We start from the raw sequence: 21,379 nt of genomic DNA on the forward strand, positions 1-21,379 counted from the left end.
ACCGAAAATCTCAAAACTCGGCCTTATTGTAGGCGATAAATCGCCAACAATAATATCGCGGCTGACTCACCCCCAGCCCGACCTTCCGCCGACAAGCGAACAGATCACCAACGCCACGCTCCGCTCCAGCCGCTCAACGTTATAGCAGCCGTTTGAGCACTCACGCCAATTGAAAAGCGATGGCCCATTGATGGAGAACCACGCAAATGACGACTGTGGTTAGTGGTTACCAGCTTTAAATTGGTGACACCAGTACAGTTTGTATGATGAAGGAACCAACTCTCAGCGAATCAACTGAATCGGTCGGTCTCCACTTAAGGATTGATGAGTGAACTGGTAAAGATGTTCAGTCTACACAAAATGCCCCGACAGCTTGATCCAATTCAGTTGGTGTTGCAGCATCACCTCAAAACGGGCAATTGTTTGACCTCTATCTTGCAAAACCACTTTGTCAGATACCCAACTTCAATTGCAGATAAGCTCAATTCTGTTCAGCAACCGGCTGGGACTGCGCGGCTCAGTGGTGAAATTGTCCTTTGCGGCTTTGCCGCTTAGGACAAGGCTCGATTTGAAGACAAGCCGCGCACTTTGCGGATTGGCTTCAAACGACGCCCACCACGTTCCAGTCCGCAACAGCAGTCCCAGCCGGTTGCGCTCACGCGCAACACCCACCAAAAACCTGCAATCAAGCGCAGGTTCAACAATAGAAACCTAGTGTTCCAACAACGCCCTTAATCTTTTTTACATTCGACAGAAAAATCCTGCTCTGGCGAACACGCCGGGGCAGGATCAAGATTGGTGCTACGTTAAATGATCAGTGCCGCTAGTCACGATCGCCGTCAGACGAGTCGTTGCGGCGCTGTTGTTTACCGGCGTTCCGAGCGCGATTACTTTCGTGAGAAGCTTGGACCTCAGGCGCTGTTTGGCTTTGATTAACACGCCAGTCAGCAAAAGTTGCTTCCGAAACAACCGTAACGATCGGATGTTCTTTCAAATCGGTATCGACTTCCCGACGAATTTTCGGCGTGATGACGTAGTTGGTGATCAATTGTTGGACCACGCCAATAATTGCAGTGGCAAAGAAGTACAGCCCTAAGCCAGCTGGCGCTACGATACTGATGAAGAAGGTCATGGCCGGGCTGATGATCATCATGGTCATCATTTGGCGGCGCTGTTCTTTCGGCGTGATGACGATCGACAGGCCTGATTGAACGGCATAGAGTAAGGTCGCGATCACCGCGATCAGAATACTTCGTTGCCCTAAAGAAATGCCGAAGAAGGTGGCTTTGGCGATCTCAGGCGAGAACTGTACCGCTTCGTAGAGTCCAGCCATGATCGGTAATTGCAGCAGTAACGGCAGGCAGCCCATGCCACCGGTCATACTCAAGTGGTTTTCTTGATAGACTTTCATGGTCAACTGGCTTAATTGGGCCGCTTCCGCTTGGGTTGCTTTGGAACGATAAGATTGGATCAAATCGATCTGCGGTTTAACTGCCTTCATTTTCTCAGTTTGCTTGGTTGATTTCTGCATTTGGTTCAATCGCAGTGGTAGCAAAATCAGTTGTACTGCCAACGTGATCAAAATCACACCCCAGCCAAAACTATTGGAGCCACCAATCAAATCACCGAACCATTGGATCATTGATTGCATTGGTGTCGCTAAATATTTATAGATCAAGCCATACAATCCACTGGAAGGTGGCTTGGCGTTCGTATAAGTCGCCGCGTTGGCACAGCCACTCAAGAGCAATAGTAGCGCCGCTGATAGGCCGCCTAGTTGCAACACCTGACGCTTGTTTTTCATTCGTTGAAATTCCCCTTTAATCCAATTTTCCACGTAACCTCCGCCGTGCGAAATCGTCGCGACCGCGGAAACATTCTAAAAACCACTATACCGAATCTGGCCGCGAAATACCAGTTGATTTTGATCCGACCGGCAAAAATACAGCTTTAGACTGAGACCAAAAGCTGACGGGTGCCGGTCCAACGACGACCGATTGGTGAGCCTCATCGGACGATGATGGCACCACCACTGGATCATCATTGGATCATCATTGAATCATCGTTGACCCAGCCCCCACATCAGTGGCGGCGCGGCGAACTTAGCCCACGACCCGAAATTTACCTAAAGCTGGCGCCGGCTCAATAGCGCTGACGGCAACTTCATCAACCCGTCCACTTGGTGCTGGCGACACCCTGACTGCGGCGATAAATTCTTTCAAATCAGCCGCTTCACCACTGGCTTCGATGTAAACCGAGCCATCGTCATTATTCCGCGTGATGCCCACGATTCGTAACCGATCCGCTACCATTTTCGTCATCCACCGAAAGCCGACACCTTGAACCCGACCGCGAACGGTCATTGCTACACCTTCACGCATGCTTTTTTGCCTCATTTCTTCAGTTGAACTTGATTTCCTGACGCCATCAATCGCTAAAACAACACCACGAATATCTCAACGCTTGGCCCAATCATTACTTTCATTATAACCGATTATCATAACCGATTATCAGCGAAAGTTGAGACCGACGAAACTTTCCGTGGCCGACGTCAAGGTCAATTTTGAACGTCAATTAGACCAAACCAAAACCTCGAATTCAATGAGACTGACTTCGAGGTCGGTTGCGGACACGGTATTCACAAAAAAGAGTGAGCGTCGGCCCGGGTAGCTAATGCTCAGAAGCTGGGCCGACAAACACGTTTCAATAAAAAACAGCGTTGCCAACAATAATTAAGCGCCAGTCAGGCTCATTTCCCGCCAGTGGGTTCATCAGGGCCCGCAATTAGAGCAGTCGCAGGTGGTTTGAGCGGCAAGGTCACCTTAAACAAGGACCCGGAATTCTCCACACTTTCCACGGTCAAATCGCCCCCATAGGCCTTGACCAAGCGATAGGCGATCGAAAGGCCTAAGCCATTGCCGCCGCGTTCCCGAGAACGCGCCTTGTCAACCCGATAAAAGCGGTTGAAGATGCGTTGCTGGTCTTGCGCGGAGATACCTAGCCCAAAGTCTTGTACCACAATATGCAGATGATGTTGGCCCATATCGGCGCCCAAATGGACTTCCTTGCGACTGGCTGAATATTTGACGGCGTTATCCAACAAAATAATCAACAGCTGCTCCAAGTGATGCCGATTCATGCGGACCATCGTTGCCGGTGGGAGATCCACGTCGGCTTGCACCAGGAAATCAGGATGCAACATCTGAATGTTGTCAACAACTTGAGAAATAACCGCCGGGACATCAGCCTCTTCATGAACGGATTTCAAATCGACCTGTTCCGCCCTGGTCAACTGCAACATTTCCTCGATCAGCGAATTCATCCGCGTGGCTTCTTGCGTCGCCGCCGCTAAGGATTCCGCGAGAACTTCGGGATCATCCTTGCCCCACCGATTCAACAATTGCAGGTGCCCTTGGATCACCGCCACCGGTGTCCGCAATTCATGGGACACATCGCCGACAAATTGCTTTTGTTGTTCAATGTATTGCTGGATTTGATCCAACATGCTATTGAATTGTTGGGCCAAGTCGCTGATCTCATCATTGCCCGACAATTGTGGAATCCGCGCGGTAGATTCGGGCGATTGATCGATCGTCCGAATTGTTTTGGAAATCAAATTCAACCGCTTTAACAGGCGATGAACAATAATATAGCCGACACTCCCACTGAATAGCACCGCCACCGCGATCAAAACGGTCATTTGCCAACGGAGTTCTTGGGTGGAGCGATAAAGGCTGTCCATTTGATTGACCAGCATGACATACCCGGTCAACCGATTGCTGGTTCTTTCGCGGACAGGAATCGTGGTCACGATCACCCGCCGCCCCTGGGAACGAATCAATTGTTGCGTGCGTTTACTGACTGGTTTGAATTCAATCGCCGTGTCCCGCGAAATAAAGACTTGTTCTTCTTCGCGGTTATAAACCGAAACGGATAAGTCTGACCGGGACAACTGATTGAAAATCGAGTCCTCGTAGAAAGGATCGGAATTGGTTTGTTCGCGGCTGGCGCCACTCACATCGTCGTTTTGATAATATTCAGGGGTCATCAACGGCACCACTTTGGCGATAGTCAAATTGTCCTTGACACTCCGCAAGCGGTCGGTGACCAGTTTGGTCGTTTCAGCGGTGGCTGTTTTCTCTTGCGCCAACAAATTATTGCTAAATGTCGCGTAAATAATACTGGCAAAAATCACGAATGTAAAAAAAATGGTCAGGCCAACAGCGGCTGACCATTTAACTCGCAAAGTTAAACGCATTTTTTTCTTGGGTTGCTTGGTTGGTTCGTCACGTTTCTCTGCCATTGTTCGCGCCTACGAATGCATGACATAGCCCGTGCCACGGACTGTTTGAATGTAACTGCGGCGGTTGGGCCGATCGATCTTGTTCCGCAGATAACGGACGTAAACATCCACAACATTGGTCGCGACTTGCTCATTGTAGCCCCAAACCTGCCGCAAAAGTTCATCACGCGCCACAACGGTGTTGGCGTTTTCCACCAGGATCATCAACAAGGAGGATTCCCGCTTTGAAAGCTGAATGATCTCATTACCGCGAATCACGGTTCTGGTCTGCGGTTCAATGATCAAATCACGGAAAACGATCTGCTTTTGTTGGGAAGCGCGGGATTGCCGTTCCATATCAGAACGCCGAATCAAAGCCCGCAACCGCGCCAGTAATTCCTCGATTGCAAACGGCTTCACCAAATAATCATCCGCGCCATCATCTAAACCAGCGACCCGATCCAACACGGAATCCTTGGCGGTAACCATAATGATTGGCGTAGACTTCTCCTTGCGCACCCGGCGACAAACTTCAAAGCCATTCAAATCTGGTAACATCAAATCAAGCAAAATCACGTCCCAGTCTTCTTTCAAGGCTAGATCCAACCCTGCCCGGCCATTACCTTCAACCTTGGTTTCATAACCTTCATGAGACAATTCCAAGTCTAAAAAACGGGCTAAGTTTTTCTCATCTTCGATTATTAAAATCTTCTTACTCGAGTCTAATTTAGACACCCCCATTATATTTACAACAACCTTTGTCTGGAGAATCAATCTTATTGCTGCTAGTATTTTAACATAAGATGGAGATTCCCGCCAGACAATCTCTCATATTGTTTTAATATATTAGACTTTCCCGGAAAAGTCAATCACTAAGGACAAGGCTTAACGAAATTGTCACTAAAATTACACAGGTTTAAGATTTCTCAGAAACATTCACCTGAATTTCTTCCAATTTCGGCGTTCTTGCGTGGCTTAGCTTTCTTTTCGTAGGGGCAGCCTTTATAATTGAAAGAGCAGGCCAAGCCAAGAGAAGCTGATTGTCAACCATGTTCAACCTGATTCTCACCACGATTCCCCTACGATCATGGCCTTGATCGAACTGATTTGGGTAAAGCGGTTCGGCCATTCTGGAGAACGGGCTAGCACTTGCAAATTTGCTTGAGCAACACGCAAGCAACAATGGAGGAGTAAGATGTATACATTCACGATGCTGATCGCAATGATCGGCATGTTGCTGATCCCCTATGGTGTGATCACTTGGCTGAAGCGCCGGAAAAGTCAGCAAACGACCAAGCTAGCGGCTGTTTTGGCTGCCGCTGGGGTTGTCCTGTTCTTAGGCGGCGCCACCGCCAACGGGCAAGTCAAAACAGCCCAGGAGCAGCAAGTCGCGGCGGACAAAGCCGCCAGTGTTTCTAGTCGGCAAGTCGCGGCCAAGACCAGTTCCAAAGCCGCCGCGAAAGCAGAGAAGGCAGCCGCGGCCAGTTCCCGCAGCGCCGCCAGCAGTTCCAAAAAGGCGGCCGCCCAGTCCTCATCGATCAAGGTGGCCACCGAGAAGGCCGCGGCCGAGAAAAAAGCGGCCGAAACCAAGCGCAAACAAAGCAACACGAATCTGGCCAGTTTGACCTACCAAGGGACGCAAACAATCAATGTCAATCAGGGTCAACCAACTTTTTCCAGCGCTGACCTCAGTCTGGCCGAAGGTGCTTGGGAGAAATACGGCGAGCTCGATCAACTGAACCGTGCCACCTCCGCTGAGGCGATGCTCAACCAAAGCATTATGCCCACAGGGAAACGTGGTAGTATTAGCGAAGTTACCCCCACCGGCTGGAAAAATAAGAAAATCAACGGTGGTTATCTGTTCAACCGCTCTCATTTGATTGGCTGGGCCTTAGCCGGCGAGAACGCGAATTGGAAGAACTTAATCACCGGCACGCGGCAATTGAACAGCCCCGAAATGTTACGTTATGAAATGGACGTGAAGGCTTATCTCGAACAGAGTAGCAAGAATTATGTGCGCTATTCTGTCACGCCGATTTTCCGCGGTAATGAGCTGCTGGCCCGCGGTGTCCATATGATGGCGCAAGCGGTCAACAGCCAAGCCATCTCTTTCAATGTTTATATTTTCAATGTCCAAAGTGGCGTCACCCTAAATTACGCCGATGGCTCCAGCAACGTTGGTCAAGCGACCGGCTCAACGGGAACCACGAGCGCGGCCGGCGCCGGCAGTACCACCCGGCCCAGCCAGAATAGTGGTAACCAAGCAGCCAGTAGCTCCCAGACCACCACGCAAAATAACCAGGCCCAAAATAACCAAAACACCACACCAACTGGCCAAGTTGTTTTCGTCACCCCGACTGGCAAACGTTACCACAAATACGCCCACGGCAACGGCACTTTCACCAAAACCTCTTTACAGGACGCCAAAAGTCGCGGTCTGACGCCTTGCCAAGTTTGTTGGTAAGCCACCGGATCTGTGAGACTCGCGCCTCGTCGCCAAATGATTGTCTTGGCTAAATCGCGACGAGGCCAGAATCAACCATCGCTTCCGGCCTTAACCGTTATCTGAAGCCCAGACGGTCGAAAACGTCCGCTTCCAGCCATTCAACCGGCAGCACCGATAACGCACTCAAGCCAAGCAAAAAGAGCTTGACCCTTTTCTAGCAATCACACTAGATTTTGGGTCAAGCTCTTTTTAATGGGGCTAAAATTTTTTATGGTCGAGTTTCTCTATTGTTCTGTGTACCACGTGTAGTGGAAGACGCCTTCGCGATCATTGCGCAGATAAGTATGCGCGCCGAAGTAGTCCCGTTGCGCTTGCGTCAGATTAGCCGGCAGCACTTCCGCCCGATATGAATCGTAGTAGTTGATCGCCGCGCTCAATCCTGGTGCTGGCACACCATTCTTAACCGCCAAAGCAACCACATCACGAACCGCTTCTTGATATTTCTCGGCAATATTGGTGAAATATGGGTCCAAAAGCAGGTTCTGCAAGTCTGCCTTTTGATCATAAGCCGAGGTGATCTTTTGCAAGAATTGCGCCCGAATGATACAGCCTTCCCGCCAAATTGCCGCGATTTTACCGAAGTCTAATTTCCAATCATAGTGTTTAGCCGCCGCCAACATTTGTTCGAAGCCTTGGGCATAACTCATGATTTTGCTGAAATAAAGCGCTTGACGAATTTCTTCGACCAAGGCCTTCTTATCAACTCCGGCTGCCAATTTCGGTTCTGGGCCATGCAAAACTTTGCTAGCAATCACCCGTTCGTCCTTCAACGCGGAAATATAACGGGCGTAAACCGCCTCGGTGATCAGGGATTGAGGCACACCCACTTCAAGGGCTTCTTGGGAACTCCACTTACCTGTACCTTTGTTACCAGCCGCGTCCAAAATAACGTCAACGACAGGCTTGCCGGTGCCAAGATCATCTTTCCGTGTCAAAATATCCGCGGTGATCTCAACCAAGTAGCTTTGTAATTCGCCCTCATCCCATTCTTTGAAGATGTCAGCAATTTCCTCAACACTGAAGCCTAAAACCCGCCGCAAAATATTGTAGACCTCGGCAATCAATTCCATATCGCCATATTCGATCCCATTATGGACCATTTTAACATAATGACCGGCCCCATTAGCACCGATATAGGTGACACATGGCGTGCCGTCATCAGCCTTGGCCGCGATCTGTTCTAGGATTGGCGCGACCAAATCATAGGCTTCTTTTTGACCACCAGGCATCAAGGAAGGTCCTTCCAAGGCGCCAAGTTCGCCACCGGAAACGCCCATACCAATAAAGTTGATTCCTGACTTGTCCAGTTCAGCGTTGCGCCGCATGGTGTCTTTGAAGAAGGTGTTGCCACCATCGATCAGAACATCGCCTTTATCTAATAAAGGTAATAATTGCTTAATAACCGCATCGGTCCCAGCGCCAGCCTTGACCATCATCATGATCCGCCGCGGCTTCTCCAATGAAGCAACGAAATCTTCGATCGTGTAACTTGGTACTAACTTCTTATCGCTATGTTCTTTAGCAACCGCTTCAGTTTTACTCCCCGTCCGATTATAGATTGCAACAGTATAACCACGGCTTTCGATATTTAGCGCTAAATTCTTTCCCATGACGGCCATCCCAATGACGCCAATTTGTGGTTTATCCATGAATCATTGCCTCCAATTTATTTAGTTCTTCCACGCGTGGCTTAACGCGCTGTGATTCTCAAACATCTCTATCCTAACAAAAAACAAGCGAAATTCATAGTGAAAGGCTGCCGTGAAAGCGCTGTGACAACAAGATTTTTGGAAAATAAAAAAGCAGCGCTCACTGCTTTTCTTCAATCAGGAAAAAAACCTTACCGATAGCGGCGCATTCGCCGTTGGAGCTTGCCTGTTTGGCTGCTCTTTTAACGACCGCTCATTCCTGGGGATCGTTTTCCTGATCATCTGGCTGGTCTGCAGCTTGCGCTTGCTGATCAAGTAGGCCCTTCAATTTCGCAAACTCAGGATTGGGTTGGTTGGCTTGGGCGGCCGCTGCTGCGGCGAAATCGGCCTCGCTCAACACTTCCCAGCCTTCACCAGTCGGCAACGCTTCACCAGCGGCTTCCGCTGGCGTGTAGATTTGGGTAGGAATCGCCAAAAGAAGATTATCTTCGATGGCGCTGGCCAAATCGATCTCACCGTTGACGATGGGGATAATGATCTCCTCATTCGTCGCGGTTGACGCGACTTCATCTTCCTCCAACTCGGCAACCGCCAACTCCTGATCCAGATAAAGCTCGTCAATCTGTAGGTCTAATGGTAGGGCGACTGGTTCCAGACTTCGCGTCGAAGGCACAGTTAGTTGACCGCTCACCTGCAAGCGGCTGCGCCAACCTTCACCTTCCGCTTGCAACGTCCCGGTGACTTGAAAAGCGGATGCCCCGATCAATTGGGGATAACGTTGCTTTAAAGAAGCCTCAGGCATTAAGGTTTCATCGATCTGAATCGCCTTGCGCTGGTATTTTTGCAACTGGTCAATTGGAAATCTTAAAGTCATTTTCGACACCTCATTTTTTTATGATGATCTGTTGTTTGAAATTCTGTTCGCGCCCAGTCAACTGCTCGTACAAGCGGTCGACACGGATCTGCAAGCCTAAGGGTCCTCGGGGTGCGCCAGCTGCGGCAGTGACGCGTGTGATCAAGGGTGCCTCTAAGTTCGACCGTTGTTGGTGGAGATACTGCTGCCCGGCGGCGCTGAAACCTAACAGCCGCAATTGGGGTTGTTGCGTCAGGGCTTGCTGGATCTCCGATGCCGTGACATTGAGCAAGGTGTACAGCGCTAACCGCCGTAAGCGGGCGTACGTATACCGTTTTGACTTGACCCGGCGTAAGAAATCAGACCAATTTTGACTCTGCAAGTTTTGCTCCCAAAACCGATATTCTAAGCCTTCTGACATTTGGTAAATCGCGGCCAAGTCTTGGGGCCAAGTCGTGGTCAACCGGTAATGCAACCACGGCCATAATTGGTCCGCCGCCAAGAATGGTCCTTGAAGCACTTGCGGATCATAAGGCACAAACGGACTGATCGCCGCCGTTTGGCCTTGCAACAACTGACGCCGCAAATAGGAAGCACTGGCAAAAGCCTGACCTTGTTGATCATGACCACTGCTGTCCTGATCGTGATCGACCCCCACCCGCCCCAGCGGCAACAAAGTCAACGGCTGAGCCAGTTGGGCGTTGGCAATGGCATAACTCAAGGCTAATAGCTGATTAGGCGCCGCCACCATTGAACCCATTTCTTGTTGTAAAAGCTCATTCCATTGGGTGGCGTAGGTTTTCGTATAATCTACGGCGAACTGTTGTCGCTGGGTTTGGGGCCAGACCCGCTGAACGAAATCCTGATAATCAAAAGTCGGCGTTTCTGTACCAAAAGCCAGCGTGTCACAGCCAAGCGCCGCTAAAATCGCCAAGGCGCCGGTCGCAAACCGATCTGCTGGCTGACAACTGACCGCAAATGGCAGTTCCACCACAATATCCGCACCGTGATCTAACGCCAAACGCGCCCGCTGCCATTTATCAACAATCGCCGGTTCACCGCGTTGAACGTAATTCCCCGACATAGCGACGATTAGACAAGCTGCCCCACTTTTTTGCCGTGCTTGCTGGAGTTGGTAAGCATGCCCGCGATGAAACGGGTTGTATTCAGCGATGATCCCACAGGCCTGCTGCGCTGTCATCTCCTAGCCTCGTTGCGCTTGTACGAACCAGCGCGGTGTTTGCGGGGTAATCGCCTCACCAGCGAAACCGCCGAATGTTCGGATCTGTGTGAAGCCAGCCGTTTGTAACGCGGCTTCGACGGTCGCTAACGGATAGGTGCGTTCATGATGCGTCTCGTTCAAGGCATCATAGCCGCCCAACGCGTCATCCCAAACGAAGAAAGTCAGATCATGAGTCACACTATTGCTGGCTTCCCCGGCGAAACTCGCCCACATAAAAGCCCAGTCTTCTTCACGATAATTGTACATATACCCGGGGAAAACTTCATTGACCTGATAAAGCGAGTGCAGATCAAACAGAAAAGTACCTTTCGGAGCCAAAACTTGCGCGACTTGTTCGAAAGTCATGGTCAGATCGCTTAAGTTGGTCAAATAACAGAGCGAATCATCATAACAAGTCACCAGATCCAACGGTGGCAAATCCAGCTGGCTCAGTTGGCGAAAATCACCTTGAAGTAAAGTTACCTCAACTTGATCAGCGGCCACTCGCTGACTGGCCAAACTGAGCATTTCCTCAGACAAATCAACGCCGTAAACTTGGCCATCGCCTTGTTGACGCTGGGCGTAAAGAGACGCCAAATCGCCGGTACCACAGGCCAAGTCAAGAATTTGCTGACCTGCTAAGGTGCCGACGCGCTGTTCCGTGAAGTCTAACCACTGCTGGTAGAGACTCTTGTCCATCAGCAGATCATAATAATAGGCAAAAGTCTGATACATCATGCCTTGACCCATTCGCCTAAATCAACCAAAGGCGCGTCGGCCCACAACTTCTCCAAGTTGTAAAACTCCCGTGATTCTTCCGTAAAGATATGGATCACCACATCCTTGAAATCGATCAAGACCCATTGAGAATCTTTTTTACCTTCCACATGGCAATCCACCGGCGCGGATTTGGTGACTTTATTGACGATCTCATCGGTGATCGCCTCGACCTGCCGGGTTGAACCCGCATGCATGATCACAAAATAATCGGCCAAGAGACTGACCTTGCGCATATCTAACGCCACAATATCTTCGGCGCGTTTATCGTCGGCGGCAATTACCGCTGTTTTTAAAATTTCTTCGCTACTGATCACTAATGTTCCTCCTGTTTAATACCATATTGGTTGTACGCGGCGAACATCGCCGGATAAACTCGCTGTTGTTTGTCGATCAAGTGGATCAAGGTATGAGCCAGTTCATAAGCCACGGCCGCATCCAAGCCCGCCGCAACTGAGGCTCGGGCCGCCGCCGCGCCGGGATAATCTCGGCCCGGTTCCACATAATCCGCGACGAAAATGATTTTGTCCAAGGTCGACATCTGGGCGGCGCCGGAAGTATGATGGGCGATCGCGCTTAAAATCTCGGGATCTGTCACGCCTAATTCTTCGGCGATGAAGTACTGACCAACTTCACCGTGCCAAATATTATTGCCATACGCCAATAATTCAGGATCTAATTGGCGCTTGGCGATCATCGCCTTAAATTCAGCGTCCGTTTTCTCCTTGGCGTAATCATGAAGCAAACCCGCGATCCCCGCCTGCGTTAGATCAGCGCCGTTTTCCGCCGCCAGCGCCATCGCGGTTTGTTCCACACGCAGACAATGGTTGAAGCGATAGTCGCTTAGTTGGGCGTGTAATTTTTCAACCAATTGTTGATGGGTCATCGGGACCAATTCGGCGAAACGAGCTGATGAATAGGAAAATTGATCAGGCATGATAAAGCCCCTTTTCTTTGATATAAGTGGCGACCGCGTCTGGGACCAAATACTGGATCGAGCGGCCTTGAGCGACCAGTTGCCGCAATTGCGTCGAACTAGTCGCCAACTGCGGCGCGTCCACCCAAATCACGGGATACTTACTCTTGACAGGGAAACCCGGTCGGCGCACACCCACGAACGTGACCAACTTGGCCAAGTCCGCGATCCGATACCATTTGGGCAAATAAGCGATCATATCCGCTCCTAAAATCAAGAAATAATCATTCTCGGGATGGCGGCGTTTCAATTCTACCAGGGTGTCATAGGTATAACTTTTGCCACCGCGGGCGATCTCCAGTGTGTCCAGCTCGAACCCAGGATGATGCTGGATCGCCAGCGCCACCATCGCCGCTCGATCCTTGGCGCTGATCGCAGTTTTGTGATCAACGTGAGGCGGATTCGCGTCGGGAATGAAGAGGACGCGCTCCAATTTCAATTGCTGCATCACTTGATCAGCCATGACAAGATGTCCGTTGTGAACCGGATTGAAGGTACCGCCAACGATCCCCACACAATGACGTGCCTGAGCGGTGGGCGCTAATTTAACTTTTGTTGCCGGCGTGACCGTCACAGTTTGTTCCGTTAAATGCGTCATTTAATCGCGTTCACTTCCGTAGATAACTGTTGATATTTCTCCTTGTGAGAAGGTCGATAAATCGTCAAAACCCGACCCAAAACTTGGACCACCGTGACATCTGAGATCTCACTGACCGCGGTAACGACTGCTTCAGTCGTTACCGGCGCATTCTGCAACAAATTGACCTTGATCAGCTCGCGGGTGGCAAATGCGCGGCGCAGATCGGTCAAAAAGGCCTCGTTGACCCCGTTTTTGCCCACATGGACCAGGGGCTTCAACCGGTTAGCTTGGCTTTTGATATAGCGTTTCTGTTTACTCGTTAACATATCATCTCTCCTAAACGATTGGATTCCGCAGGCTAAAACCAACACCAGCAGGCAAGTACAAGTCAAAGTGGCTTGCTGGTGGTAATTTGATCCAGCCTAACCCGGCGATCACCAGATCCTGCGCCTCTTTCGTAGCTAATGTGTGCCGTTTAAAGGCGGGCATCTTGCTGATATCCGCAGGCGGCGTCAATAATTCCCCAGCATGCTTATCATAAAACGCCGCCGCGGTGGCTGTCTTAGTCCGATGAACCAATAAATTGTTCTCAACATAAACCGCCAAACTAGCGCGCTGGCCGGAAACGAAATCTAAGCGTGCCAAGCCGCCCAAAAATAACGTTTGTGGGGGTGTCAGTTGGAAAATTTTCGGTTTAAGTTCATTCTGTGGGCTAATGTAATGCAGTTCATCCTTCGCCAACAAATGGGCAATCTGCGTGCCGTTAATGATCCCTGGTGTGTCGATCAAGTCATGGCCATCAGCCAAAGGGATCTGGATCTGGTCCAAAGTCGTGCCAGGGAATTGCGAGGTCGTGATCACATCTTGATTGCCAACGGTGCTTTTAATGATTGCGTTGATCAAGGTCGACTTGCCCACATTGGTGGTCCCGACCACATAAACGTCACCGTGTTGCCGATATTTCTCGATCGTCGCCAGCAACTCATCAAGCTGGAAATTCTTCTTAGCGCTGGTCAGCAGCGTGGCGATTGGATGCAACCCTTGAATGGCTGCTTGACGTTTGAGCCAATCGGTCACCCGGGCGCGGCGAACACTGTGGGGCAAAAGATCCGCCTTGTTGCCCACCAGGATCACCGGGTTTTTCCCGACAAAACGGTGCAATCCAGGAATCACGCTGCCGTCGAAATCAAACAGATCGACCACATTGACGATTAGGGCTTTCTTCTGCCCCAAACTATTCAGCAAACGTGTGAATTCGTCGTCATCAATGGCGACATCGGCAATTTCGTTATAGTGCCGTAAGCGGAAACAGCGCTGGCAATAATAGGTTTCATTGCCACTGGCTTGTTGTTTCGCCAAGGCGGCCGCCGGAATATACCCCGCCCCCTGTGGATCCGCACTCTGCAGCTGTGCGCCACAGCCAATACAATATAATGCTTCAGTCATCCAATCGCTCCCGCCATTTAAATTGCGCATCTTTACGCGCATAGTGTTTCATAATGAAACCTTCCATGAATCGGCTAAACAGCGTGACCCAGCTGTCTGTTTCCACCAAGGGCTTGACCATGACCGTCCGCACACCTGCCAAATGTCCCGCCTGAACATCCGTCAACAATTGATCGCCTACCATGATCGTTTGCTGTGGACTCAAATCAAATTGCCGCAGCGCACGCTTGATGCCAGATGGGAGTGGTTTACGAGCGCTGTGGATAAAAGGAATACCCAAATCTGCCACCGCCCGCGCAACCCGTTTGGCATTGTTATTGGAAACCACAATGACCTGAATCTGGCTTTGCGCCATTTCCGCCAGCCAGGCCCGCAATTGACCCGAAGATTCCGGTTCATGCCAAGCAATCAGGGTATTATCTAAGTCGGTTAAGATCGTATTGATGCCATTACGTTTCAAGTCGATCGGTCGCAATGCATAAATGCTAGTCAGTAACCAATCTGGTTTAAAAAAAGCCATGTTCCACCTCGTTTTTCTTCTATTAATTATAAAGCGTCCCCTGCTAAAACACAATTAAGTTGTCAGTCGTTGCTTTTCAAAATGAGCAAACTTTATATTCGTAATTTGGTTGCGTTTCTCTTATGCTAGGGTAAAGGAGTGTTGTTGATGATTACTTATGGTTTCAGTGAATACGGCGATGCTAGCGTCCTTCAGGCCTACCAGCTTCCGATTCCCCTGCCGAAAAAGCACCAGGTCCAGATCAAGGTGGCCTATTTTCCGGTCAATCCCTATGATGTCGCTTTGCGTCAAGGACAATTCGACCCAGCGGCTTTAACGCAGCCCATCTATCTCGGCAGCGATTTAGTTGGTCAGATCACCGCGCTGGGCCCAGAAGTGACGGCGCTAAGTCTGGGCGACTGGGTGATTGCCCAGCGACCTAACCGAGCCAACAGTGAATATGTCATCGCCGGTGCTAGTAAAACAGTTAAATTACCCCACGGTCTGGCGCCAGACGTTGCGGCTTGTTTGCCTACGCCGGGAATTGCCGCCTACAATGCCTGGTTCCATTTCGCTTCGATTCCACCAAAAGCAACCGTGGCGATCATTGGCATCGCCGGCGCTGTAGGTGGTTTGCTGGCGCAAATCGCCAAGCAAGCTGGTAATCCTGTCATCGGAGTGGCCAATCATCACCACCAGCAAACGGCGCGGCAATTAGGGGTAGCCGAATTCGTGGCGTACGACCAATTGCCCACCGCACCAACTTGGCGCCACCAAGCAACTGTCGTTTTCAATACCGCCATGGGTGGTCAAGATCACGGCCTGGCCACGGAACTAGTCGCGCCTCATGGTCAATTGTTGCGCTTCAATGGTGCGCCAGCGCAGGTCAGTGACCCTAGCGTTAAGTTGATCGATGTTGGTTACCGCCGCGATTTGTCTGCTGGTGAGGCTTTACATTTTTGGACCGATTATTGCCAGCGCCATCCGCTCTTCTTACAAGTCGCGCAAACACTGCCCGCAACGTTGGCGGGTCTCCGCCAAGCTCACCAATTGACCGCCCAACGCCATCAAGGCAAATACGTACTCGGTTGGGATTGGGCGACGAAATCGACGCCGTTGACCTAAACCACCAGCTGAGAATTTCAAACAACCCGCTGATTTGTGAAAACAGACTGACCTAAGTCACGGTCAGTCTGTTTTTGAAACGCGCTACGCGACCCAGCTTCTTCCGCTTAGCTACACCAGGCTTCCGGAAGCAAGACCAGCTTCCAAAATCCTGGTTAGGTTAATGCTCAAAGTCAACCCGTTGCGTTACGCGCTCTGTTTGAATCATTGACTAACTATTCAATTGTTGATAACGCTCGTTCAGCCATGTTAAGGTCGACGGCAAATACGTATCCCAAAAGGCCCAATTATGATTGCCTGTTTGTTCCCGATAGTCCAACTTTTCCAAATATTGGCGACTGAACGCGCGGAAAGTCCGATTGCTCTCCAGCAAGTGGTCTTCCGCGCCAATATATTGTAACAATGGCAGCCGGGTCACCTGCTGGTTGGCCATTAAATTCAACAGATTATTTTGACTAGCCTGAAATTGATCCTGCGAGCCAAACGTCGCCTCGAAATATGGTGCGCGGTCCGCCCAAGTCGCGCCAATATCCAAGCGCCCAGACAAACTAGCCGCCGCCCCGAAACGTTCCGGATAGGTAAGCCCCATTTTGAAGGCACCATAGCCGCCCATGGACAAGCCGGCCACAAAAGTTGTGCTCCGCGTCAAAGGAAAGTCCAGCCAAGTCTTCAAGTATAGCGGCAATTCCTCGGTCAAATAGTCCCAATAACGCTCACCGTTGGGCAAATTCGTATAATAACTTCGCCCAGCATCAGGCATCACGATCGCAAACGGATACTGGCCAGCGTAGCGCGCCAGTGAACTTAAGGTCAGCCAGGCGGCATAGTCATCGGACAAGCCGTGCAGCAAAAAAAGGACCGGCTGGCGCTCCAGACGTTTTGATGGTAGGTAGAGATTGAACTGTGTTTGTTTATTTAAGGCTTTAGAATACATACGATAAGTTGCAATGGACATCGAATCACTCCAATCATCAGCAATTATACCATACTGGTCTTTGAAAACTGTAGCAACAGCTAAGAACTTGCCGGGAATATCTATGGGTTGGATTGATTGGAAGTAGGTTGGCCGCGGCACTTCGCAGACAAAAGTATGAGGCCCGCAGCTTGCGCTGCGAAATTCGGGGTGAGCTCGCTGTGGGCGTCACTTTGAGCTTCGCAAAACCCGCGAATCTCAAAGCTGAGCCTTATTCTAAGCGACAAAGCCGCTAAGAATAACGACACCGCGATCTCACCCCGAATTTCTCCGCTCCAGCCGCTCAACGTTATAGCAGCCGTTTGAGCACTCACGCCGGCTGGCAAGCTTATGGTCAATTGATGAGGAACCACGCAGTTGACGACCGTGGCTAGCGGTCACCAGCTTTAAATTGGTGACACCAGTGTAGTCTGTCAGATAAACTGAACCAAGTTCTTGATGAATCGGCTGAATCGGGCGATTTCCAACCACTAGTTGTTTCTGGAGCGGATAAAGATGTTCTGACTACGCAAAGTGTCCCAACCTCCTAATCCTAATTCAGGTGGTGTTGCCGTACCACCTCAAAAAGGGCGATTGTTTCGACCTCAATCTTGCAAAAGCACTTCGTCAGATACACAACTTCGCTTGCAGATAGGCGCAATTCTGCCTAGCAACCGCCTCAGGACGTGTGGCTCAGCGGTGAGATTATTCTTAGCGATTTATCACTTAGAATAAGGCTCGATTTGAAGACAAGCCGCGCACTTTGCGGATTGGCTTCAAACGATGCCCACCACGTTCGAAACAGAGTGCGAGCCGACCCGGGTAGCTCCTGAGCATTAGCCTAGCAACTATTTTGGAGGCTGATCTTTGCCTCCGGAATAGTTGCGTAGCTAAGCGCAGGGAGCTGGGTCGTTGAGCACGTTTCCAGCCACGACAAACGTCCTGAGGCGGTTGCGACCCCATCCAAACCCAGCCACACCTGCAGCCAAGCGAAAAATCCAATCCAGGGACTGCTTTTTTACCAAAACAATTCCTGTAAAAACAGTGCGTCACAGCACCAAGTTCCGTGATACAATACGCCATAGTAAGCAAAATAAGGAGTGGGACAAATGATCAAAGTTGCAACCTATAACATTAAAAACAGCAGTCAAACTGACGCTGAGTTAGACAACTGGCCGTACCGCCGGCCGAACATTCTGGCCTTGATCAAGGAACAGGATTGGGATGTTTTCGGCCTGCAGGAAGTGATGGCCGATCAACGTGACGACCTGATCCAGGCGCTCGGCGCAGATTATCAATTGGTTGGCGCGGTGCGGGATGATAGTCCCAGCGGCGAATATAATCCCGTTTTATTCAAGAAAGAACGCTTTGAGGAATTGCAACAGGACACATTCTGGTTGTCGGCCACCCCAGCGGTCATGTCACGCACGGCCAGTTGGGAGGCGGCCTGCTTCCGAATCGCCACTTGGGTTCGATTGCGTGACCGGCAAACCCAACAAGAACTGCTGTTTATCAACACGCATTTGGACCATGTCAGTCCCACCGCCCGCGAAAAAGGGGCTCAGGTGATCGCTGATTTCATCGATCAGCAGTCCGACCGTAATATTTTCCTCACCGGCGACTGTAATGCCGAGGCCGATGAACCTTTCTACCAGATCTTGACGGCTCAGCTCCAAGATGTGCGGCGGACTGCGCCTCATCGAGTTGGGCCCCTGAAAACATGTTCCAGCGAAGACTTTACGACCCATTTCGATGCTGCGACTTGGGTCAGCATTGACTATATTTTCGCATCAACAGCGGTGCAAGCGACGCGGGTTGCCGTGTTGACCGACCGGTTCAATGAGCGCTTCATGTCGGATCACTTCCCAGTGACGGCCGACGTGACTTTGGCCTGAGCTCAGTGTGGGCCCCTTTGATACCCAGGCCCAACTACTTTAATAAAGTTTCAAATTTAATTCAGCTTCAAATTTAATTTGACTTCAAATTTATTTTGGCTTCAATGCAGAACAAGCCCTCAACTTTTACAGTTGAGGGCTTGTTGCTTGACTAACGTAATTGATAGTTGTTAATCATCAATTTTGACAGCGGCTGGATCAGGTTGATCAGCGCGAACTTGAAACGCTAGAATCAAGCCGATCAGCGCGAAAATCAACGTGAAGGCGAACCCGGCGTGGGTCCCTTGAACAAAAGCAGTGGCGCCGGTCGCGCTCGTCCGCGTCTGGCCCCAAGCCAACAAACTTGTGGCGATGGCCGTGGCTAAGGCACCAAGAATCTGTTGCAAGGTGTTCAAAATCGTACTGCCATCGGCGGCCAAAGCACCGGTTAACGCGTTCAACCCATAAGTTTGCGCTGGCGACATGGCCAAGGGCGCCCCGACCATTAGGATGATGTGCGCCACTACCACGTAACCATAGCTGGTTTGCGGGGTGGTCAACAAGAGCAATGATGCCCCAATGGCACTCAATAAAAAGCCGACCCGCGTTAAATATTTCGCCCCATACCGATCAAACAACCGGCCCGAAGTCGCGGAAACCAAGGCGTTGACCAAACCGCCAGGCAGCATTAGCGCGCCCGTCAACGCCACCGGGACGCCCAAACCTTTTTGCCAAAGCATCGGTAACAAATACATTGAAGACATAATGATCCCGAAATCGATCATGACCAAGGCCGTGCCCACACTAAACTGCCGTACTCCGAAGGCGCGCAAGTTCAGGACCGGCGCGGCCAATTGTAGCTGCCGGCGCCCGTACCAAAACAAACTGATTAGACCCACGACCAAGCTTACCAAGACCAGCGGATTCAACCAACCACGATCACCGGCCAAACTGGCGCCGATCACCAAGCCGCCAAAGCCCACGGTGGAACCGACAATGGACAAGAAATCGACTTTCGGTTTCGTTAGGGGCACAACATTTTCCATGAAAATCACTGAAATGACTAAGGCAACCACCAATAAAGGCACGAACAGCCAAAAGATCCAGCGCCACGATAAAGCGCCCAGAATCAGACCAGCCAGCGTTGGACCCACGGCGGGCGCAAACATGATGACCAGACCGACTAAGCCCATCGCCCCGCCCCGCTTTTCTGGCGGATAGATGGCTAACAGCACCGTGAAAATCAGCGGCAACATCAAACCAGTCGCGATTCCCTGAATCATCCGGCCAATTAGCAATCCGGTAAAACCCGCCGCTACCGCCGAAATCACTGCGCCTACAATGAAATCGCTCAAAGCGAAAATGATTAATTGTCTAGTGGTAAAATGTTTGGTCAATAAACTGGATAAGGGCAAGACAATCCCCACCATCAATAAATAGCCGGTGACTAGCCACTGAATCGTTCCCGTATTGACATTTAAATCCTGCTCCAACTGTGGTAAAGCGATGTTCAAGGCAGTTTCGCTGAACATCCCTACAAAGCCACCTAATAGCAGCCCGATCATAATCAAGGTCGGTTTCCTTTTCGTACTTGTTTCCATCAATATGTACACTCCCAATTCTCTAAAATCACGGCCTAAACGGCACAAGTGATTACTCTACCAGAATTTTCAAACCTTCGTAAGTTTTTTCTGAAAAAATAGCCAAAAAAATTGAAAACGGGTCTGAAAATAGACTTGTGGGCATTGGTAATGAAAACAGTGGGCGGGATTTCTTGTTAAACTTCCAGATTTTCTTTTGGGTTGCTAGATTGCTGGATTTCAAGAGATCATTTCAGACCGCCTAGGTTCCCTAGACATTAATGGATCATAAATTTTCTGCAAAGCGCTTGGTTGCCGAATCACTGTCCACTGGCCTCCGAAGCTGAAACTCGGAATGATCATGGTTTTCGTGAGGAGAAATGTTATACTAAAATTGATATTTGTGTTTCAAATGCGACGCCAGAAAGCGCTGGTAGTATCTAACAGCGTCCGCCGCATAAAGTCAGGTCGGACTTCTGTTTGATCATACTTGACCCCCAAAGTAAGCCGTCTTCGTTGCGGCGTCAGTTAATTAGCTTTCAACCCAAGGAGGAAATCTCGTGAGTGAACCAGCGCCATTATGGACGATGACTGTCCAACCACGGCCCATCCGCAAACTGCTTTATTTACCCGCCAACGCCGCCCATGACTATTTCTCGTATTGCGCGGAAATGGGTTGTGACTGGGAAGACTTTCTTAATCAAATCCCAGAGAAATTAGACACGGCTGCTATAGTCACCTTGCCGCAGCGGCTCAACCAACCCGGTCGCGCCATTGTCGCGGCAGGTATTGAGGTCCCGGAGAATTTCGACCAACCGCTGCCGGCGCATTACCAGATCGATATTCTTCCGGCTTGTTCATTGGTCTATTTTCAAAGCACGCCATATGCCCAAGCAAGTGAGTTTGCTCAAGCCATGGCGACGGTCAATCAAGCGCTGGCCACCTATGTGCCGGCAAAATTTGGTTATCGCCACGCCGACCAAATCGCACCACGTTTTAATTTTGGAGCGACACCGCAGACTGGCGCCAGGTTGGCGATCCCAGTTCTGCCACTTTAA

General features: G+C 50.4%; 23 protein-coding genes. 5 read left to right on the top strand and 18 right to left on the bottom strand.

The features are described 5' to 3' along the window. Nucleotides 1–465 precede the first annotated feature (465 nt). From ACYVSB_RS07535 to ACYVSB_RS07555, 5 genes are all read right to left on the bottom strand, one after another. Nucleotides 466–672 (bottom strand): hypothetical protein, encoded by a 207-nt coding sequence (locus ACYVSB_RS07535; protein ID WP_125601046.1) that lies wholly within the window; start codon nt 670–672, stop codon nt 466–468. A gap of 151 nt (nt 673–823) precedes the next feature. Next, nucleotides 824–1,804: a membrane protein insertase YidC gene (gene yidC / locus ACYVSB_RS07540; protein WP_125601043.1), complete on the bottom strand. Its 981-nt coding sequence runs from the start codon at nt 1,802–1,804 to the stop codon at nt 824–826. A gap of 298 nt (nt 1,805–2,102) precedes the next feature. Beyond that, entirely contained in the window at nt 2,103–2,381 is a 279-nt protein-coding gene (locus tag ACYVSB_RS07545) for an acylphosphatase (RefSeq protein ID WP_461218980.1), read from the bottom strand. A gap of 368 nt (nt 2,382–2,749) precedes the next feature. After that, on the bottom strand, nt 2,750–4,303 hold the full coding sequence (locus ACYVSB_RS07550) for a HAMP domain-containing sensor histidine kinase (RefSeq protein ID WP_461218981.1): 1,554 nt from the start codon (nt 4,301–4,303) through the stop codon (nt 2,750–2,752). Nucleotides 4,304–4,312: 9 nt separating this feature from the next. Further along, complete coding sequence (locus ACYVSB_RS07555; protein WP_379861811.1) at nt 4,313–5,017, bottom strand: response regulator transcription factor; 705 nt, start codon at nt 5,015–5,017, stop codon at nt 4,313–4,315. Between the two features lie 502 nt (nt 5,018–5,519). Between ACYVSB_RS07555 and ACYVSB_RS07560 the strand changes: the two genes are divergently transcribed. Next, nucleotides 5,520–6,746: a DNA/RNA non-specific endonuclease gene (locus ACYVSB_RS07560; RefSeq protein ID WP_449826294.1), complete on the top strand. Its 1,227-nt coding sequence runs from the start codon at nt 5,520–5,522 to the stop codon at nt 6,744–6,746. A 266-nt stretch (nt 6,747–7,012) separates the two neighbouring features. On the opposite strand, the gene gndA is transcribed toward ACYVSB_RS07560, so the two are convergent. The 10 genes from gndA to ACYVSB_RS07610 all read right to left on the bottom strand — a co-directional run bounded on the left by gndA (nt 7,013) and on the right by ACYVSB_RS07610 (nt 14,811). Then, nucleotides 7,013–8,437, bottom strand: coding sequence for an NADP-dependent phosphogluconate dehydrogenase (gndA, locus tag ACYVSB_RS07565; RefSeq protein ID WP_461218982.1), 1,425 nt, complete (start codon nt 8,435–8,437; stop codon nt 7,013–7,015). 253 nt (nt 8,438–8,690) lie between these two features. Further along, nucleotides 8,691–9,311, bottom strand: a complete 621-nt coding sequence (locus ACYVSB_RS07570) for a YceD family protein (RefSeq protein WP_461218983.1) — start codon at nt 9,309–9,311, stop codon at nt 8,691–8,693. A gap of 10 nt (nt 9,312–9,321) precedes the next feature. After that, on the bottom strand, nt 9,322–10,491 hold the full coding sequence (locus ACYVSB_RS07575) for a nucleotidyltransferase (protein WP_461218984.1): 1,170 nt from the start codon (nt 10,489–10,491) through the stop codon (nt 9,322–9,324). Nucleotides 10,492–10,494: 3 nt separating this feature from the next. Beyond that, a complete protein-coding gene (locus ACYVSB_RS07580) occupies nt 10,495–11,250 on the bottom strand; it encodes a class I SAM-dependent DNA methyltransferase (protein WP_461219064.1) in 756 nt (251 codons plus the stop codon). Then, nucleotides 11,247–11,606, bottom strand: a complete 360-nt coding sequence (gene rsfS, locus ACYVSB_RS07585; RefSeq protein WP_461218985.1) for a ribosome silencing factor — start codon at nt 11,604–11,606, stop codon at nt 11,247–11,249. Before rsfS ends, ACYVSB_RS07580 begins: the two co-directional genes overlap by 4 nt. Continuing rightward, nucleotides 11,606–12,175 (bottom strand): bis(5'-nucleosyl)-tetraphosphatase (symmetrical) YqeK, encoded by a 570-nt coding sequence (gene yqeK / locus ACYVSB_RS07590; protein ID WP_461219065.1) that lies wholly within the window; start codon nt 12,173–12,175, stop codon nt 11,606–11,608. The genes rsfS and yqeK overlap by 1 nt, the downstream gene beginning before the upstream one ends. 43 nt (nt 12,176–12,218) lie before the next feature. Then, complete coding sequence (locus ACYVSB_RS07595) at nt 12,219–12,863, bottom strand: nicotinate-nucleotide adenylyltransferase (RefSeq protein WP_461218986.1); 645 nt, start codon at nt 12,861–12,863, stop codon at nt 12,219–12,221. Next, nucleotides 12,860–13,171: a ribosome assembly RNA-binding protein YhbY gene (yhbY, locus tag ACYVSB_RS07600; RefSeq protein WP_461218987.1), complete on the bottom strand. Its 312-nt coding sequence runs from the start codon at nt 13,169–13,171 to the stop codon at nt 12,860–12,862. Before yhbY ends, ACYVSB_RS07595 begins: the two co-directional genes overlap by 4 nt. 10 nt (nt 13,172–13,181) lie before the next feature. Continuing rightward, on the bottom strand, nt 13,182–14,291 hold the full coding sequence (yqeH, locus tag ACYVSB_RS07605) for a ribosome biogenesis GTPase YqeH (protein WP_461218988.1): 1,110 nt from the start codon (nt 14,289–14,291) through the stop codon (nt 13,182–13,184). Then, entirely contained in the window at nt 14,284–14,811 is a 528-nt protein-coding gene (locus tag ACYVSB_RS07610) for a YqeG family HAD IIIA-type phosphatase (RefSeq protein WP_461218989.1), read from the bottom strand. The genes yqeH and ACYVSB_RS07610 overlap by 8 nt, the downstream gene beginning before the upstream one ends. Before the next feature lie 147 nt (nt 14,812–14,958). Between ACYVSB_RS07610 and ACYVSB_RS07615 the strand changes: the two genes are divergently transcribed. Further along, a complete protein-coding gene (locus tag ACYVSB_RS07615; RefSeq protein ID WP_461218990.1) occupies nt 14,959–15,915 on the top strand; it encodes an NADP-dependent oxidoreductase in 957 nt (318 codons plus the stop codon). Nucleotides 15,916–16,126: 211 nt separating this feature from the next. Here the strand turns inward: ACYVSB_RS07615 and ACYVSB_RS07620 are convergent, their stop codons facing one another. Beyond that, nucleotides 16,127–16,870 (bottom strand): alpha/beta hydrolase, encoded by a 744-nt coding sequence (locus ACYVSB_RS07620; RefSeq protein WP_461218991.1) that lies wholly within the window; start codon nt 16,868–16,870, stop codon nt 16,127–16,129. 80 nt (nt 16,871–16,950) lie between these two features. Then, complete coding sequence (locus ACYVSB_RS07625; protein ID WP_461218992.1) at nt 16,951–17,226, bottom strand: hypothetical protein; 276 nt, start codon at nt 17,224–17,226, stop codon at nt 16,951–16,953. Between the two features lie 327 nt (nt 17,227–17,553). Here ACYVSB_RS07625 and ACYVSB_RS07630 point away from each other — a divergent pair, with 327 nt between their 5' ends. Further along, the gene (locus tag ACYVSB_RS07630) at nt 17,554–17,700 is read left to right on the top strand and encodes a hypothetical protein (protein WP_461218993.1); all 147 of its coding nucleotides are present in this window, start codon (nt 17,554–17,556) and stop codon (nt 17,698–17,700) included. A 276-nt stretch (nt 17,701–17,976) separates the two neighbouring features. Continuing rightward, on the top strand, nt 17,977–18,762 hold the full coding sequence (locus ACYVSB_RS07635) for an endonuclease/exonuclease/phosphatase family protein (RefSeq protein WP_461218994.1): 786 nt from the start codon (nt 17,977–17,979) through the stop codon (nt 18,760–18,762). Between the two features lie 170 nt (nt 18,763–18,932). Here the strand turns inward: ACYVSB_RS07635 and ACYVSB_RS07640 are convergent, their stop codons facing one another. Next, nucleotides 18,933–20,342, bottom strand: coding sequence for a DHA2 family efflux MFS transporter permease subunit (locus tag ACYVSB_RS07640; RefSeq protein ID WP_461218995.1), 1,410 nt, complete (start codon nt 20,340–20,342; stop codon nt 18,933–18,935). 539 nt (nt 20,343–20,881) lie between these two features. Between ACYVSB_RS07640 and ACYVSB_RS07645 the strand changes: the two genes are divergently transcribed. Then, nucleotides 20,882–21,379, top strand: coding sequence for a hypothetical protein (locus ACYVSB_RS07645; protein WP_461218996.1), 498 nt, complete (start codon nt 20,882–20,884; stop codon nt 21,377–21,379).

The organism is Lapidilactobacillus salsurivasis (genome assembly GCF_054785215.1).